General features: G+C 41.8%; 15 protein-coding genes. All 15 read right to left on the bottom strand.

Annotation, left to right across the window (positions count from 1 at the left end):
* Nucleotides 1-29 precede the first annotated feature (29 nt).
* Nucleotides 30-1,328 carry a cell division protein FtsA gene (gene ftsA, locus ACQKKK_RS14280; RefSeq protein ID WP_427616799.1) on the bottom strand — a complete coding sequence of 433 codons (1,299 nt, stop codon included), beginning with the start codon at nucleotides 1,326-1,328 and terminating at the stop codon, nucleotides 30-32.
* 265 nt (nucleotides 1,329-1,593) lie between these two features.
* The gene (locus tag ACQKKK_RS14275; RefSeq protein WP_427616798.1) at nucleotides 1,594-1,959 is read right to left on the bottom strand and encodes a small basic family protein; all 366 of its coding nucleotides are present in this window, start codon (nucleotides 1,957-1,959) and stop codon (nucleotides 1,594-1,596) included.
* Nucleotides 1,959-2,669, bottom strand: coding sequence for a DUF881 domain-containing protein (locus ACQKKK_RS14270; RefSeq protein ID WP_427616797.1), 711 nt, complete (start codon nucleotides 2,667-2,669; stop codon nucleotides 1,959-1,961). The genes ACQKKK_RS14275 and ACQKKK_RS14270 overlap by 1 nt, the downstream gene beginning before the upstream one ends.
* 42 nt (nucleotides 2,670-2,711) lie before the next feature.
* Nucleotides 2,712-3,404, bottom strand: a complete 693-nt coding sequence (locus ACQKKK_RS14265; protein ID WP_427616796.1) for a DUF881 domain-containing protein — start codon at nucleotides 3,402-3,404, stop codon at nucleotides 2,712-2,714.
* Nucleotides 3,391-4,173 (bottom strand): cell division protein FtsQ/DivIB, encoded by a 783-nt coding sequence (locus ACQKKK_RS14260; RefSeq protein ID WP_427616795.1) that lies wholly within the window; start codon nucleotides 4,171-4,173, stop codon nucleotides 3,391-3,393. Before ACQKKK_RS14260 ends, ACQKKK_RS14265 begins: the two co-directional genes overlap by 14 nt.
* A 140-nt stretch (nucleotides 4,174-4,313) precedes the next feature.
* Nucleotides 4,314-5,222, bottom strand: a complete 909-nt coding sequence (murB, locus tag ACQKKK_RS14255; RefSeq protein ID WP_427616794.1) for a UDP-N-acetylmuramate dehydrogenase — start codon at nucleotides 5,220-5,222, stop codon at nucleotides 4,314-4,316.
* A 359-nt stretch (nucleotides 5,223-5,581) separates the two neighbouring features.
* Nucleotides 5,582-6,688, bottom strand: a complete 1,107-nt coding sequence (gene spoVE / locus ACQKKK_RS14250) for a stage V sporulation protein E (protein WP_245406448.1) — start codon at nucleotides 6,686-6,688, stop codon at nucleotides 5,582-5,584.
* A gap of 155 nt (nucleotides 6,689-6,843) precedes the next feature.
* On the bottom strand, nucleotides 6,844-8,196 hold the full coding sequence (gene murD, locus ACQKKK_RS14245; RefSeq protein WP_427616793.1) for a UDP-N-acetylmuramoyl-L-alanine--D-glutamate ligase: 1,353 nt from the start codon (nucleotides 8,194-8,196) through the stop codon (nucleotides 6,844-6,846).
* Nucleotides 8,197-9,174, bottom strand: a complete 978-nt coding sequence (mraY, locus tag ACQKKK_RS14240) for a phospho-N-acetylmuramoyl-pentapeptide-transferase (RefSeq protein WP_427616792.1) — start codon at nucleotides 9,172-9,174, stop codon at nucleotides 8,197-8,199.
* Between the two features lie 90 nt (nucleotides 9,175-9,264).
* Nucleotides 9,265-10,737 carry a UDP-N-acetylmuramoyl-L-alanyl-D-glutamate--2,6-diaminopimelate ligase gene (locus ACQKKK_RS14235; RefSeq protein ID WP_427616791.1) on the bottom strand — a complete coding sequence of 491 codons (1,473 nt, stop codon included), beginning with the start codon at nucleotides 10,735-10,737 and terminating at the stop codon, nucleotides 9,265-9,267.
* A gap of 157 nt (nucleotides 10,738-10,894) precedes the next feature.
* Nucleotides 10,895-12,817 carry a stage V sporulation protein D gene (locus tag ACQKKK_RS14230; protein ID WP_427616790.1) on the bottom strand — a complete coding sequence of 641 codons (1,923 nt, stop codon included), beginning with the start codon at nucleotides 12,815-12,817 and terminating at the stop codon, nucleotides 10,895-10,897.
* Nucleotides 12,818-12,930: 113 nt separating this feature from the next.
* On the bottom strand, nucleotides 12,931-15,087 hold the full coding sequence (locus ACQKKK_RS14225; RefSeq protein ID WP_427616789.1) for a penicillin-binding protein: 2,157 nt from the start codon (nucleotides 15,085-15,087) through the stop codon (nucleotides 12,931-12,933).
* A 2-nt stretch (nucleotides 15,088-15,089) separates the two neighbouring features.
* Nucleotides 15,090-15,446, bottom strand: coding sequence for a cell division protein FtsL (gene ftsL, locus ACQKKK_RS14220; RefSeq protein ID WP_427616788.1), 357 nt, complete (start codon nucleotides 15,444-15,446; stop codon nucleotides 15,090-15,092).
* Between the two features lie 32 nt (nucleotides 15,447-15,478).
* On the bottom strand, nucleotides 15,479-16,411 hold the full coding sequence (gene rsmH / locus ACQKKK_RS14215; protein WP_427616787.1) for a 16S rRNA (cytosine(1402)-N(4))-methyltransferase RsmH: 933 nt from the start codon (nucleotides 16,409-16,411) through the stop codon (nucleotides 15,479-15,481).
* A 52-nt stretch (nucleotides 16,412-16,463) separates the two neighbouring features.
* Complete coding sequence (gene mraZ / locus ACQKKK_RS14210) at nucleotides 16,464-16,895, bottom strand: division/cell wall cluster transcriptional repressor MraZ (RefSeq protein ID WP_053345229.1); 432 nt, start codon at nucleotides 16,893-16,895, stop codon at nucleotides 16,464-16,466.
* Between the last annotated feature and the right edge of the window lie 332 nt (nucleotides 16,896-17,227).

Here is a 17,227-nt window from a genome sequence, read left to right as displayed (position 1 = left end):
TTGACGAAATTCCCGATTATTAATGATTGTTATTCAAAAAAGTAACCCAGGATTTTTTTGAATTTAGATTCACCTTTTTCACCTTGATTTTTAGCCGTGTTCTCTTTGACTTTCTGAGAAACTTTTTGGCTGCGCTGGTCATTATCTTCTTGTGCTTGTCCAGCTGCTACAGGAGTTTTATTAGCGGTGTTTTTTTGCATTCTCTCTTTCTTGCATGCGTGTTTAATCAGACCAACAGCTGTCGTATATTGTGGTTCCCTAACACCGATGTAGTTCGGTTCAGCTGTCCTGACGCGGTTTTGGAACACATATTGAGCAAGCTCCAGGACTCCCGGCATCTTGACTACGCCCCCGGTCAACACGAAGCCGCCCGGTATATCCTGGAAGCCCAGTCTCCTCAAGTCATCTTGAATCAACTCGAATATTTCGGTCACACGCGCTTCAATGATATCCGAAAGCATTAACTGGTTGCAGGGCTGCTGCTGGTCGCTGCCGATGATCGGTATTTGGAATACTTCATCTTCAGACGCATCATCATAAAAGGCATGTCCATGCTTTACTTTTATTTTCTCAGCTTCTTCCATCGTTGTCCTTAGAACGATTGAAAGATCCTTCGTAAGTGTTTCCCCGCCTATTGGTATCACAGACGTATATTGTAAATAGCCTTGTTCGAAAATTGCAAGAGTCGTGGAACCTCCCCCAATATCGACAAGTGCCACACCAAGTTCTTTTTCATCCTTGGATAAAACAAGGGAACCTGCGGCTAAGGGCTGAAGAGCGATATCGGTTATTTCTAACCCTGCCCTTTCCACACAACGCAGCGTATTATGTAAAATTGTCCGAAGACCTGTGATTAAAATCCCTCTCATTTCCAACCGAACACCTATCATGCCCCTTGGATCACTGATTTCATCAAGTTCATCAACTTTGTAATGAATCGGCACCACGTCGATAATTTCCCTGTCGGACGGTATCGTTATTAACTCCGCCGCTTCCCTAACACGGAAAACGTCATGCTCAGTAATTTCTTTATTGTCACTGGATACCGCTACTACCCCATGACAAGGCTGTAGCGTCACGTGATTTCCACTTATACCGACGATTACCTTTGTTATCTCCATCCCAATCATCCGTTCTGCTTGTTCGACAGCCTTTTGAATGGATTGGACGGTTTCATCTATACCGACGATCGAACCCTTTTTGAGCCCTTCTGATTTAACATTTCCCACGCCGATTATATTTAATGTGTCATTGACCATTTCCCCAATGATAACTTTTACACTGGATGTACCGATGTCAAGACTTACGTATATTTCGTTGCTGTTCATTCCATGGCACCTCCTTCAGTTTTATACATGTATTAGTAGAATAACATTTTTATATCGAAAGACTTATTCATTATAAAATAACAGAACTGATTACAACAACTCGCTAATTTCATATTAAGCGGTCCATGTCTTATTTCTTAAACAAAACTCGTAGATTCTTTTCTTTTCAAGTGCTTATTGTTCGCTTCTCAACATAACTGATATCATTTCTAAACTAGATACTGCCATAAACTATTCGTCATTTATAACTTAATTCCCTTTAAAATTATAGATTTTTTTTCTGCTTTTTCCGGGAAATGGACCATTTTTCAATTAGTATCCTTCTAATCAGGGCGATATTTTGAAAGAGCCTTACGCCGAACACAAAGATTGCGGCTAAATACAAGTCTACACCAAGATGTACACCTAGAAAAGCCAAACCTGCGGCCAAAATAATATTAAAGAAGAATCCTGTTACAAATACAACCTCATCATAAAGATTTTGCAGATGAGCCCGTACGCCTCCAAATAAGGTATCAAAAGCAGCAAGCACGGCAATGGAGAGATAATTTGAATATTCATGGGGGATATCGAAATCCACCAAAAAACCAAGAGTGATTCCAATCAAGAGTCCAAAAACCGGCAACCACATTACGATTCCCCCCCATCCATAATGGGTTCCATATGTTCCACATTAATAGCATTTTGGTAGGCCGGCAATGTCAACTCACCAGAAGGTGCCTTAATCTGCACTTCAAAATTATCTATAAAGAAATCATCCATTAGTTCAGATCCTTCAATACGCTGCTTCAATTTCGTTGGATTAACAGTAATTGCCTTCATTTCGACCGGGTAATCAACTAGAGGGTATCCATCTATTTTCGGCTGCCCATTTATATCACGAATAACCGATGTTGAAATATACCTTTGTCCTGAAATGGAAATTTCGTCAGCGCCAAACCTATACATTTCATTTATGAGCCGAATGATCAATACAGGTGAAATATACTCGACCCTCTTACCAAGAAGCATATCTTCTTTTATAGGCTGTATAGACACGATTACCCCTTTACCTTTTATTTCGGTCAAACCTGCATCAGTCTTTAATTCGGTTAGGGTGTCACGTAATACTTCTTCTTTACTCTCATTTTTTTTTGTTTCATAGGATGCAATTTTCCCCTCAAGCTTACTGATACCCTCTATTAATTCCGCCTGGGTCTGCTGTTCTTTCAATAAATCATTTTTCAGCTCCCACATATCCCTTGTATCGGAAACGACAGGGTGATTCACTAAATTGAATTGAATTGCGAGCATGAAGCCAGCAATCAACGTAACCAAACTAAAAGAAAGCTTTTTTTTCATTTCCAGTTTCTCACCAATCTTTCATCGAATCCGGCGATCTAATCACCCTCCAATAATTGGATCAAAAATGATATTCTTTTGCTTTTCCACGGTAAAGATAATATTCTCATTAACCAGCTGCTCCTTTATGCCACCGGGTAAGTCCAGTGAAGCACCCAGGACATCGGGGTCCCCAATCGCAGAAATGATAAATGGAGCAGGATGCTGATGGCCATCGATGGTGATCACAGGCCCATTACATACTATATAGGAATCATGATTTAACCTTTGACCGTTAATCGCAACAGCCTCTGCACCTGATATGTATAGTTCATTGACGACCTTGAAGACATGCTGTTCATGAACCAGGTAGTTATTAACATTGGCTTCTGAGTCCATATCTGTACCATCTTCTAGAGTCACCTGAAGGCCTGTGCCTTTCACTTTCACTTTTCCGAGAAACATCCGGTATTTCTCCGTATCCTTTGCCAAATTGAAAAATAGCTGCTTTTCCTGCGCTAGGTCTTTTTCAATTTTGGATACATTTTCTTGCTTTTGAAGGAGTTCATTCTGAAGATCCCTGTTCTGTTTCTCTTGTTCGATCAGTTGCTGCCTTAGCTCATATTCCTGATCCCAGGCTTTATCCTTCACTACTCCTTTACCATCTTTGGTCAGATTGTAAGAGAAGGCAATCATAAATCCGAGAACAACGCAAACTAGGGATAAAACCACCCGTTTGCCATTAATTTTCCTCATTGGTGTCTTCCTTTTTTTCAGCGTCTTCATATGCTTTAAAATAAGAACCCACTTCCAGATCAATGACTCCCTTTACCTTTGGATCCAACTGGCTGACAATCGATGGATAGTGAATCATTTTCTCGTATAAAGTCCGGCTTGTCGCACTTACTTCAAACCCATCGTTCATAAACATGACGATATGGTAGTCATCGGTTTTGGTTGGCGCATAATGAATTTCGGATATGGCATTCTGAATCTCGACAGGAAGCTTGTCCAGCTCTTTTAAAAGCAACTTTAATGCTTTACCCTCTTTGAAACCAATTAAAACCGGGGCAAATACTGGAATTTCGCCTGTTGCTAATTCGTCCAAAACCGACCCGTTTTCCAAAATAGGGGCAAACTTCCCATTATTGGACAGATATGCCATCCTATTATGTTCCGAAACCGTAATTTTAATGGAATTAGGAAATACAGGTGTTACCTGAGCGCTTTTTATTTCCTTATTTTTTTTGATATTAGCGGCGGCTGCCCCTGTATCAACCTTCCAGATACTTCGATCCTTCTTTACCTTACTCAGCTTAATGATCTGCTTGGAAGTAAAATAACGATTCCCCTCCACCTGCACGGATTTCACATAGCTTAATGGGGATAAGAAATATAGCACACAAGCAACCAGAATGAAGAAAAGGGAAAGCAGAAGAACTAGTCGCCTGTTTGCTTTGCTTTTTCTTAATTGTTTTAATTTCGGGATGCGGTCCTCAATGGAAACGATTTTTCCCTTTTCCATCCCTTTCACCTCTTCCTGAAAAAATGGATGGTTTATGACACAGTACGAAATCAAGAAAAACTCAAAATTTGTTTTTTAATAAAACTTTAAAAGGTAACACATTATAACACAATATTTGGATATAAAGAATAAATCCTCTGTTATTTCCGGCCGATAATTTCCACTTCTGTTTCCATTTCAATTTCAAATTTATCATACACAGTATCCTTCACATGCTGTATCAAGGCTTGAACATCCGCGGCACTTCCAGTACCTGTGTTTACGATAAAGTTTCCGTGCATCGGTGAAATCTGCGCTCCGCCAATCGAGTGTCCCTTCAGGCCTGCATTCTCCACCAGTTTACCTGCATGATGTGGAAGTGGATTCCTGAATATGCTGCCGGCACATGGCAGATTATACGGCTGGGTTTCTTTACGATAATTTTTGTTATTCTGCATTCTTTCTACGATTTCGGTTTTATTCCCCTCTGTCAATTGAAAAATTGCTTCCAGTACGATTCCAGGTCGTTTCTTTTGAAGTAGGGAGGTTCGATATGAAAACTCCATTTCTTCCTTCGAAAGCCAAGCTAGGGTTCCATCTTCAAAAAGAACATGCGCCTTCTTGAGGATTACACTCATATCGGAACCGTGTGCACCGGCGTTCATATAGACAGCACCGCCGACCGAACCAGGGATCCCACTGGCAAATTCCAATCCTGCATACCCTTTTTTACTGATTTGAACGGAAAGGCTGACAAGTGACACCCCAGCTCCCGCTTTAATCTCGCCGCCATTCAACTCAAGGTGATCAAGTCCTTTACCCAATTTAAGTACGGCACCTTCAATCCCGCCATCACTTACAAGTAGGTTCGAGCCCCTGCCAATCGCCCTCCATGGTATCCCATGTTCTTTGATGACCTGCATCGTTTTTTCTATATTTTCAATGGATGATGGCACGATGAATAAATCAGCCGGCCCCCCAATTTTCATAGTTGTATGATTCGCAAGCGGTTCTCGTTCAAGAACTTTGCCGATTTTCATTTCAGTTAATTGCTTTATCACTTTATCCATGATAAACCTCCTTGTTGTTCCGAAAATTCCAAATTATGATTTTTATTTCCTCTTTCATGAGGTCATTTATTTTACAAGATTGATAACACCTTTTAAACAGAAAAATAAGCAGAAGCAAGCCCCAGTACGGCCTAACCCTCTTATACTATAGTCTAAACAAAGCCGTATTGCCAATATTTATTATGGATTCCCCAACATTCATACATGGTAATATTTAAGCGGCATTTCATTTATTTCTAATTTCCGGAAAGGTATCCTCCAAAATCGTTTTCCTGTAAGGGTTTTCATCATAAGAATAAAAAAGGAAAACCCTGCATTTAACAGGGCTTCCCTTTGCCAACCATATATTTTCCTGACCTTTAGAACCTTGAATAACGGCTAATATTCAGGAGCACCCCGATTGCCATCAACATAAGTGTCAAAGATGAACCGCCATAACTTAAAAGAGGCAAGGTGATACCCGTAACTGGCATCAATCCCGTTACTACCCCTATATTGATCATCACTTGAATGGCGACCATTGCAATGATTCCCACCGCTACAAGGCTCCCATATAAATCAGGGGCCCCAAGTGCGATCCGAATGCCCCGCCAAAGCATGAGTGCAAATAACAATATGACCAGAGAGCCTCCGATGAAGCCAAGTTCCTCGGAAAGTATGGCAAAAATGAAATCGGTCTGCGGTTCTGGTAAATAGAAAAACTTTTGGCGGCTTTGGCCGAGTCCCAGTCCGAACAATCCACCGGGCCCGATTGCATAAAACGATTGAATCATTTGAAAGCCACTGCCCAATGGGTCTTCCCAAGGATCCAGAAAAGATGTGATCCTTTTTATCCGGTACGGCGCTGACAAAATCAGACCGATAAAACCTGCTACCCCTATTAGTCCCAAGCCGACAAAATGGCTGATTTTTGCCCCGGAAATAAAAATCATAACGATGCATGTTCCTACCATTACCGTTCCCGTTCCAAGGTCGGGCTGTAACATGATCAATCCAAATGCCAAAAACACTAAACCCAAGGATGGAAGCATCCCTTTTTTAAAGGAGGTGATTAGCTTTTGCCGTTCGGATAAAAACTTAGCCAAAAAAGCGATCATCGCTAGCTTCATGAACTCAGATGGTTGTACCGAAAAGGCACCCACACCAATCCAGCTCCTGGAACCATTTCTCGCCATCCCTATACCTGGTACAAGAACTGCCAGTAACATAATGAAACAAATGATGATGAGGATCTTGGCCCAAGTCCGCCACGTCCAATAATCCACATTCATGATGAAAAACATGGCTATGACACCAACGCAGGCAAACAGCAACTGCCTTTTAGCAAAATAAAACGAATCATCAAATTTATATGTTGCCCAAATGGCACTCGCACTGTAAACCATGATTAATCCAACGGTCAAAAGACTTAAGGTGACGATAATGAGAATGAGATCGGGATTCGATTTTTTTAATGGCACGGACATCCACCTCGAGGAAGTTTTTCGAGCCTGTACGAATATAAACATCAATGCTGATTGCTTGTCAGCACTTTAGTCAAAAAAAAAGCGATAACGGCTCATTATCGCTTTTTTCCAAGGTGTCAACGTAGAAGCAGGTTCACTTCTCTCTGCGAAAGCTCTTACTTAAGTTTATGCACGGCCTCCATAAACATGTCTCCTCTTTGCTCAAAAGTTTTATATTGATCCCAGCTTGCACAAGCAGGGGAGAGAAGTATGCAGTCGCCTTCATTTGATAATTCAAATGCAGCCGGTACGGCCTTTTCTACATTATCGACACGTTTTATATTCGTTATTCCTATTTCTTTGGCTACCCGTTCAATTTTTTCTGCCGTTTCGCCAAAAGTTATCACGGCTTTGACATTTTTCATAGCCGGTTTTAACTCATCAAATTCATTTCCGCGATCCAACCCGCCTGCCAATAAGATGACAGGTTCCGTAAAGGATGTTAGCGCTTTGGATGCGGCTAGGATGTTCGTCGCTTTCGAATCATTATAAAATTTACGGTTTTCGATCGTCGCTACATACTGCAGACGGTGCTCCACACCAAAAAATGTTTTCAGTACAGTCTGAATGGCTTCGTTTGCGACACCCTTCAGTTTGGCCGCCGAGATGGCTGCAAGCACATTTTCCAAATTATGTTTTCCAGGAAGGGCTATCTCTGAAACATCAATGACTTTTTCTCCTCGGAAATAGACGGCACCTTCTTCCACATAGGCGCCATTCTCATGTTTCACTTCAGTTGAAAAAGGAACAAGTTCAGCCTTGGTCTTTTTCGCCATGGATAAAACGGCATCTTGATCTGCATTAAAAATCATGAAATCTGAGCCTATTTGATTTTTCGTAATTGCAGCTTTTGCTTCTGCATATTCCTGCTTGGAGCTATGATAATCCAAATGCGCATCATACAAATTAGTCAAGATCGAGATTTCAGGACGAAACTCCTCTATCCCCATTAACTGGAATGATGATAATTCAATGACGATCGAGTCATCGGATTTTGCTTTTTCAGCAACACCAGAAGCAACTGTACCGATATTCCCAGCAATAAGCGGGGATTTTTCACCGATCTTCAACATTTCGAATACCAATGTTGTCGTAGTCGTTTTACCATTTGTACCTGTGATGCCTATGAAAGGGGCCTCACTGATCTGATAGGCCAGTTCAACTTCAGTGATAACTGGAATCTCTTTTTCCAATGCCCCTTTTACAATAGGATTCCGATAGGGGATTCCCGGGTTTTTCACGATCAACTCGAAACCCTCATCAAGTAGCTCGATCGGATGACTGCCGCAGATCACTTTGATTCCCTGTTCAAGAAGTCCTTGTGCTTCAGGATTTTCCGATAATGGCTTCATGTCATTAACCGTCACGAAAGCACCTAATTTATGTAGAAGCGAAGCTGCCATCACTCCGCTTTTTGCCAATCCTAATACCAATATCTTTTTCTCTGAATACTTTGCAGTCTCTTTCAATTATATCCACACCTCTAAATAGATTCCGAGTACCGCACACAGCAGCCCCACTGTCCAGAAAGTCACGACGACACGCCATTCCGACCAGCCAGAAAGCTCATAATGGTGGTGAAGCGGACTCATTTTAAAAATACGTTTACCAGTCGTTTTAAAAGATCCTACCTGTAAGATGACAGAAAGGGTCTCAATGACGAAGACTCCTCCAATGATTACCAGGAGGATTTCAAGCTTGGTTAACAGGGCGATGGTAGCGATGGCTCCTCCAAGTGCCAAGGAACCTGTATCCCCCATGAATACCTTTGCAGGATGGGCATTGAATACTAAAAATCCTAGTACTGCACCGACAACCGCAACAGAAAATATAGCGACATCATATTGTGACTGACTCCAGGCCAAAATGGCAAAAGCACCAAAAGCAATGGCTGATGTGCCTGAAACAAGTCCATCAAGCCCATCCGTCAAATTGACGGCATTCGAAAAACCTACCAGCCAGAAAATAACGATAAAGAGATAAAACCAGCCAAAATTAACAGCAAAGTCTGTACCTGGAATCGTCAATTCAGGATTAAAATGGTCTGTCTGCTTAAAGACAAAGTAAAAGATGACCGAAATCACAATTTGTCCAAGCAGTTTTTGCTTAGAAGTCAGTCCCAGATTACGCTTCATGACCACTTTGATGAAATCGTCCAAGAAACCTAATAAACCAAATCCTAAAGTAACGAATAATAATAAATAAGTTTCAGTTGAAGGTTCCGAAAATTTAAAAGTCATGACAAGTGTAGCGATAGTAACAGATAGTAATATGACCAAACCGCCCATGGTGGGTGTTCCAGTTTTCTTCAGATGCGATTGTGGGCCTTCTTCCCTGATACTTTGCCCGAATTTCAATCTTCTTAAAAACGGGATGAAAATCGGCGAAAGAAGAACGGTTACTAAAAACGCCACCAAAATCGTATAAAAAATTACTTGTTCCAACATTCCTTACTCCCTCATTCCTAACACAATTCAAAAATAAAATTCTGCTTGTTGTCATTTCTTGTTTGTTGACGGGGCAAATTCACCGATGGTTCATACTGAACCCAAACGACTTTGAATCGCCTTTTTTGCTTCTTCACGGTCATCGAAGTGATGCACTTCGTCACCGACTTGTTGATAAGTTTCATGTCCTTTTCCCGCTATTAAGATAACGTCGCCTGCTTTGGCTTTGGAAACAGCATAATCGATTGCCTCTCTGCGTTCTTCGATAACCGTATATTCTTTACCAACTACACCAGCTTCCATATCCCTCAGGATCTGGGCAGCATCTTCACTGCGTGGATTATCCGAGGTGAAAATCGGGTCAGTCGCCAACCTGCATGCAATTTCGGCCATGATAGGACGCTTTGTCTTGTCTCGGTCCCCGCCGCAGCCCACTATCACAAAAATTTTCTTTTCGGCAAACTCACCAACAGTCTTTAGGACATTTTCTAAACTGTCCGGTGTATGGGCATAGTCAACTATGACCGGGAAGGCCTGATTCGCTGTAATAAGCTCAAAACGGCCTGCAACACCTTTTATTTCCTCAATCGATCCAATGGTCTCATCTAGATCGTTACCCGCGCACAGAGCGGCAGAGATAGCTGAGAGAACATTATAAACACTGAATTTACCAATTAGCTTCAGCTGAATGTAACGCTCTTCTTTACCAGCTGTCAAGGTGAATGATGTACCATTTGCATCAATTTTTATGTCCTTGGCCCTGATATCCGCTTCTTTGTCTATGCCGTATGTAACGACTGTAGCAGCGGTCGCTTTAATGAAATCAGCTGTTGCCTCATCATCAACATTAAGAACAGCATATTTAGGACGATTTTCTATGTAAGCATTGCCGAGCTGTGAGAAAAATAATGATTTTGCCTGCCTGTATCTGTCCATGGTTTTATGGAAATCCAAATGATCCTGTGTGAGATTAGTAAAAACGGCAATATCATAATCACAGCCATGAACGCGTCCAAGCTCAAGTGCATGCGAAGAAACTTCCATAATGGCCGTGGAGACAGACGCTTCGGCCATTTCATGAAAAGCCTTCTGCAGTGTAACGCTATCTGGCGTCGTATTCTTAGTTTCATATACCGTATCGGCAATTTTTGTATACATCGTGCCAATCAATCCTGTTTTTTCATTTCGATCCTCGAAAATCTTTTCCAATAAGTGACTGGTGGTCGTCTTTCCATTTGTACCTGTAATTCCAATCAAGCGCATCTTTTGCGTGGGATGGCCATAAAATGCATCGGCAAGCATTGCCATCGCCCTGCTTGAATCCCTGACAACGATCACGGGAACTTCGAGGTCAAGCGGCCTTTCGGCAATGACTGCTGCAGCTCCATGTTCTACTGCGGATTGGGCAAAATCATGACCATCGACTGTATAACCTTTTATACAAACAAATAAACTTCCGTCTATGACTTTACGGTTATCATTTTCAATGGAGGTGATTTCAGGATTTTCTCCTTCATACGTAAATAAGGAGTGTAAATAAGATAGTAATTTGTGAAGCTTCATTTTTCCATCCCTCTCAACTTAATTTGAGGATTCATTATATGTGATAAGTCTTGGCTTGTCGAGAAACCAATTTCAATTATACGGGGTTATCACGACTCCGTAAACAAAGCGGCTGATGATTTTCAGCCGCTTTAACTATTCATATATTATATTATACTTATTCTGTATTTTCGCCAAGATAAATTCTTATCGTAGACCCTTCTTTTACTTTAACACCTGGATCCGGAGCTTGATTTATGACTTTATTCCCATTACCGGCAATATCCAGCTTAAGGTCGATGAGCTGGGTTTGCAACTCTTTTTTGCTGAGTCCCACAACGTCAGGCACCTCAACCATGACGGGATCCGTCCAAACAGTTTCCTTCTCAATCTGGTTTTTTCTTGGCTTGACGCCCATGGCCCTAAGTGAATCCTCCATGATATTCCCAACGATCGGTGCAGCAACGACCCCACCGAATTGCACGGTTCCTTTCGGATTATCCACCGCTATATAGACAACGATTTGCGGATCATCCGCTGGAGCGACACCAATGAATGAGAGAATATAATTATTTTCAAGGTATCGGCCATTTTCAGCTTTTTGTGCTGTACCCGTTTTCCCGCCGACTCGGTACGACTCCACAAATGCTCCTTTACCGCTCCCTTGAGCAACAACGGATTCAAGTGCTCCACGGACTTTCTTGGAGGTTGCTTCTGAAATTACCTTTTTCTTCGCCTGTGGGGTCTTTCGCATCAGTACTTCTCCATTTTTTGGATCCACCAGTTCCTTTGCGATATAGGGTGTATACAAAGTACCGCCATTCACAGCCGCCGATACCGCTGTCACCTGTTGAATGGGCGTTACGGCAACACCTTGTCCAAATGCAGTGGTTGCCTGCTCAACAGGACCCACTCGATCCATGTTGAACATGATTCCTTTTCCTTCTCCGGTTAAATCAATCCCCGTTTTTTGTCCAAACCCGAAATCATTTATATATTTAAACAGCTTGTCTTTACCAAGCCGGTTCCCTAATTCTACAAAACCAGGGTTACATGAGTTCTCGACGACTTCAAGAAAAGTTTGATCCCCATGTCCTCCGCTTTTCCAGCAATGCAGTGTAGAACCTGACACTTCCACATGTCCGGAATCATAAAAATGTTCCTTTTGTAAGTCGACCTTCCCTTCCTCCAGCGCTGCAGCAAGGGTGATAATCTTAAAAGTCGAACCTGGTTCATATATACTCCAAACTGGTAAATTGCGATTATACACTTCTGAAGGCACATTTTGAAAATTAGCTGGGTCAAAGGTTGGCCTGCTCGACATCGCCAATATTTCCCCTGTATTCGGGTCCATGGCAATGGCAATTAGACCATCGGGGTCATATGTCGCCTCCGCATTATCGAGCTCCCTCTCCACGATTGTCTGGATTTTGCTATCGATCGTAAGCTTCAAGTTATCACCATCAACAGGGGGCTTATAGTCATCGGCCATATTCTCGAGCCTTTTCCCTTTCGCATCGGAATAAAATTTAACAAATCCTTTTTCCCCACTTAGTTCCTTATCATAAGACAATTCAATTCCCATCAACCCTTGATTATCAGAGCCCGTAAAGCCAAGAACATGCGAAAGATATTCACCAAATGGGTAATGACGCTTTGAATCTTCAGCGATATAAACACCTTTTATCCCTAATGCTTTAATTTCCTTCGCCTTTTCATGAGATATCTTTCTGCCTTCCGGGATTCTGACGCTCATCTCCTGTTTCGTTAACCATTGATAAGCCTTTTCCTTTGTCATATCCAATATTGAAGCAAGCTGTTCCGCCGTTTCCCCAGGATTCTCAATCTGTCTTGGAATGACATAGACTGTTGGCGCAGAAATATTCGTTGCCAGCTCTACACCATTCCGATCCAGAATTTCACCTCGTTTAGCTTCAAAAGGAATATTCCTGCTCCAGGAATCTTTAGCCAGCCCCGTCAACTTATCCCCTAAATAAAACTGTACAATCCCCAAACGGATATCAATGATAAAAAAAACAACGATACCCACTGCCAATGCGATTGCCAGCCGTTTTCGGACAGTAACATTCGAAACACGCAAAAACAGGCACCTCCATTTCATACATGCTTCAATATATGCTTGTCTGCTCGATGCTAGACTAAGAAACTTTTAAAGAAATAAAGAGGGGATCCGTTTGGATCCCCTCTTTATCATCACTCTGTTTTCTCTTCAGTCGGCATATCTTCTGAAGCCCCTTTAGGCTGGGATAATTCAATATTGAAGGTATCTCCTTCCTTCATCGTTTTCCCGGCTTCGATACCCTGTTTACTCACATAGCCAGTTCCTATAGTTTTCAGATCTAGTTTTGCAACCTTAGCTAATTTCATGACATCGCGCAAGGACCATCCCTTCATCTCAGGAACTTTCATTTCGCCTTCGGTTTTCAAGATTATTTTTTCACCCTGTAATAGGGTACTACCGGCTTTCGGGGATTGATCGAGCACTTTACGCCCACTTCCGATCGTACTTACATCATAGCCAAGTTCCTTCAGCTCTTTGACCGCTGAGCTCTCGGTTTGATTCGTATAGTCAACGATTTTATTGGCTTTTTGTTTTTTAACATCAGAAGGTTTTATGTTCAGATATTGCAGGCTATTTTGCATGACAGGATTAAATATCTCTGACAAAGGATCAGCCCCGACATAAGATACACCTAATTTCGGCTGCTTGACCGCCACATAAATGACCAACTGCGGGTCATCTTTTGGAGCCATACCTAAAAAGGAGAATACATAGTTATTTTTCCCTTCTAAATATTTACCTGTCGGACCAGGAATTTGTGCCGTTCCCGTTTTCCCTGCTACTTCATATCCATCAATCGCATATTTTTTCCCTGTTCCTTTTTCCGCAGAAATTACCGTTTCCAAATAGTCACGGACTTGTTTTGCAGTTTCTGCCGAAATCGGTTCCCCTGCCACTTTCGGCTTTGTCGTTTTCAAAACTTTTCCGGTATCCTGATCGGAAATGCTTTTTATCACGTACGGCTGCATCATTTTACCGTCATTGGCTATTGCGGAAGCAGCCTGGATCTGTTGAATCGGCGTAACCGTCGAACCTTGTCCAAAGGAAGTGGTAACTTTTTCAAGCTTATACTTGTATTGAATTTTACCGGTTATCTCGTTCGGCAGGTCAATTCCCGTTTTTTTATCGAAACCGAACTTAGTCAAATACTCACGGAAGGTATCCGCTCCAATCTTATCCATAGCAAGAGTAGCAAAAGCTACGTTGGAAGAACGTTGTACCCCTTCGAGAAAGGTCATGCTTTTTCCTTTTTTAATGCCACTATGATCACCGATTTTACCCGATCCGGCTTTGTAGGTTCCTGCAACAAAACTTTCATTCGGATTAAAGACCCCTTCCTCAACAGCCGCGGCAAGGGTGAATGCTTTCATGGTTGAACCCGGTTCGAAGGTTTCTTCAATAGCCAGGTTACGCCATGTATCCGTTAGCCCGACTTTCGTTGTTGGATGGAAGGTGGGTCTTTGCCCCATCGCCACAATCTCCCCCGTTTTGGGGTTGGATACAATCGCTATGATTTGCTCGGGGTCGTATTTTTGTTGCACTTTGCTCATCGAATCTTCCAGGAACGTTTGTATCTTTTTGTCGATGGTAAGCATGACATCATTCCCATTATCCGGAGCAACAACCTTTTCCTCCTTATCAGGTAAGAGGAAGCCCCATGAGTCACTGTCATATGTCAGTTTCCCGTCCGTTTCCTGCAATTCTTTATTGAGGTACTTTTCAATGCCGAACTTACCGGCCATTTCTCCCGTTTCCTCATCTTTTTCTACATAGCCAATCAGATGAGATGCGAAAATTCCATTAGGATAAAAACGTTTATTGGTTCTTCCGAATGTAATTCCCGGCAGTTCCAATTTTTCTATTTTCTGCTTGACGACCTGAGTCAAATCCTTGCCGGCACTACCGAACTCCACCTGGTATGCTTTTTTATTCGTTAGCCTTTCATAGATGTCCTGTTCATCCATGTCGATATATTTAGCAAGCTTAGCAGCGGTCATCTCCGGATCTTTGACATGCTCAGGTTCCTTTTCATTGAGTACAGCCCTTAAGATATAGGAGGAAGTATCCTCGGCGATGACTTCACCCTTTGTATCGAGTATGCTACCTCTTTTTGCTTCTATGACCTGTTTTTTTTCATATTTCTTGTCGATTTTCGAAGCCAGTACTTCCCCGCCTGCAGTACCAGTCACCTGAATATATAAAAAGCGGCAGATTAATACAAAAAAGAGCAGGCCGAATAAGAAAAATAATCCGGCTGCCCCATGCTTCATATTTTTTTGTTTCTGCATTATCACTGCACACCCTTCACATTATTCTCATTTAACTTGAACCCTAGAGCTGCAGCTTTTTTCCAAATTCTTTCGTATGTACTAAGTTCAGCAACCTGCACTTTCAAATCATCATTCACTTTACCTTGCTCTTCAATTGAAGTTTCGACTAGCTGTATCTCTTTATTGGTTTCATAAATGTCAGCTTGATTAGAGACTATTTTCACTCCCATAAAAGTAACCATGATAGCAAGGGCACATAGTAAGAAAACTTCACCAATGGATATCTTCGCTTTACGGATGACCACTTTCTGATGTGTCTGTTGCTGCTGTTGGTCTTCATTTTGCTGTTCTTGTATTTTTTTGGCTATGGAACTCATTCATGTTCCCCCTTACTGATTTTTTTCTGTAATTATTGCTTTTCGGCGACTCTTAGCTTTGCCGATCGGGAACGATTATTTCCTTCCAATTCTTCTTCTGAAGGTAAAATCGGTTTTCTCGTAATTATTTTCATAGGCGGTTTGAATTCATCCGGGATAACTGGAAGTCCCGGCGGAAGGTCAGGCAAGCTACTTGCTTTTTTAAATACCGTTTTACAAATTCTATCTTCAAGAGAATGGAATGTAATGACAGATATTCTTCCTTCTTTATCCAAAAGCGATATGGCTTGCTCTAAGGAATCTTCAAAAACACCAAGTTCGTCATTCACAGCGATTCTTATTGCTTGGAACACTCGCTTCGCAGGGTGTCCGCCTTTGCGTCTTGCCGGGGCAGGTATCCCATCCTTAATTAATTCCACAAGCTCAAACGTCGTTTCAATCGGTTTAATTTCACGTGCCGCTTCAATTTTCCTGGCAATTTGCTTTGAAAACTTTTCTTCTCCATATTGAAAGAAAATTCTCAGCAAATCATGGAATGACCAGGTATTCACGACATCATAGGCAGAAATGGCTGCACTTTGGTCCATCCTCATATCCAAAGGGGCATCATGGTTATAGCTGAAACCACGCTCCGGTGTATCCAATTGTGGGGATGACACGCCTAAGTCATATAGGATCCCGTCCACTTTCTCGATTCCCCTGGCATTCAACTCTTCTTTTAAGTATTTAAAATTATTAGGAACAAGAACAACACGATCGCCATAGCTTTCCAATTTTTCCTTAGCATTCCTAATCGCCGTTTCGTCCTGATCAAAAGCATAAAGCCTTCCCTTGTCAGAGAGCTGTGAAAGTAAGTATTCGCTGTGACCGGCTCCTCCTAAAGTACAATCCACATAAATTCCATCAGGTTTGATGTTCAATCCATCAACCGTCTCTTTTAATAACACTGTTGTATGTTGAAACATGCTAGACATCCTTCCAATCAGTTATTGAGTGACTCTATTTTTGAGGGCAGCTTTAAATATCAAAGCCAATCATATTTTCTGCTATCTCAGCGAAAGAATCCTCCGAAGCTGAAAAATAGTTTTCCCAAAGGGATTTGCTCCAAATCTCAATACGATTGGTAACACCAAGAATTACACATTCTTTTTCCAATTGGCCATATGAAGTAAGCGGCGTGGGGATATTAATTCGCCCTTGTTTATCAATTTCGCATTCTGTAGCTGCAGAAAAGAAAAAACGGGTAAAGGCACGGGCATCTTTTTTTGTTAAAGGCAGGGCTTTAAGCTTTTCTTCAAGCAGCTTCCACTCTTCCATAGGGTAACCAAATAAACATTGATCGAGTCCGCGGGTAAGGACAAATTGCTCCCCCAGATTGTCCCTGAATTTCACTGGAACTATCAAACGGCCCTTTATATCGATGTTATGATGGTACTCTCCCATGAACATACCCATTACCCCCACATTCTAATCTCAATGTACCACATTCCCCCACCTTTCTCCACTTGTTTTTACTTTCTCCTTCCAAGTAAAAATTACCTTCTTTTCTACTCGAGTTTATTTAGTCAATTTATTTATTGAAACCTGCATTTCACTCGAATGGACTCAGACTAAGACGCAGTCCCACTATTTCTGTCGAAGTACTGCCAGTCAAGTTCCCTGCAACCAAAAAAAAGACAGGGGTTAACGAGGCTGCTGAAAAACTCACGTTTTTCTAACTAGTACGGTAAATCAAATTAAAAAAAGACGATTCTCATTCGATACTTGAATGGAAATCGTCT

Source organism: Peribacillus sp. NPDC006672 (assembly GCF_050274955.1).
Lineage (GTDB): Bacteria > Bacillota > Bacilli > Bacillales > DSM-1321 > Peribacillus.
The sequence above is the reverse complement of the archived record's forward strand: the minus strand, read 5'-3'. Positions and strand labels throughout refer to the sequence as shown.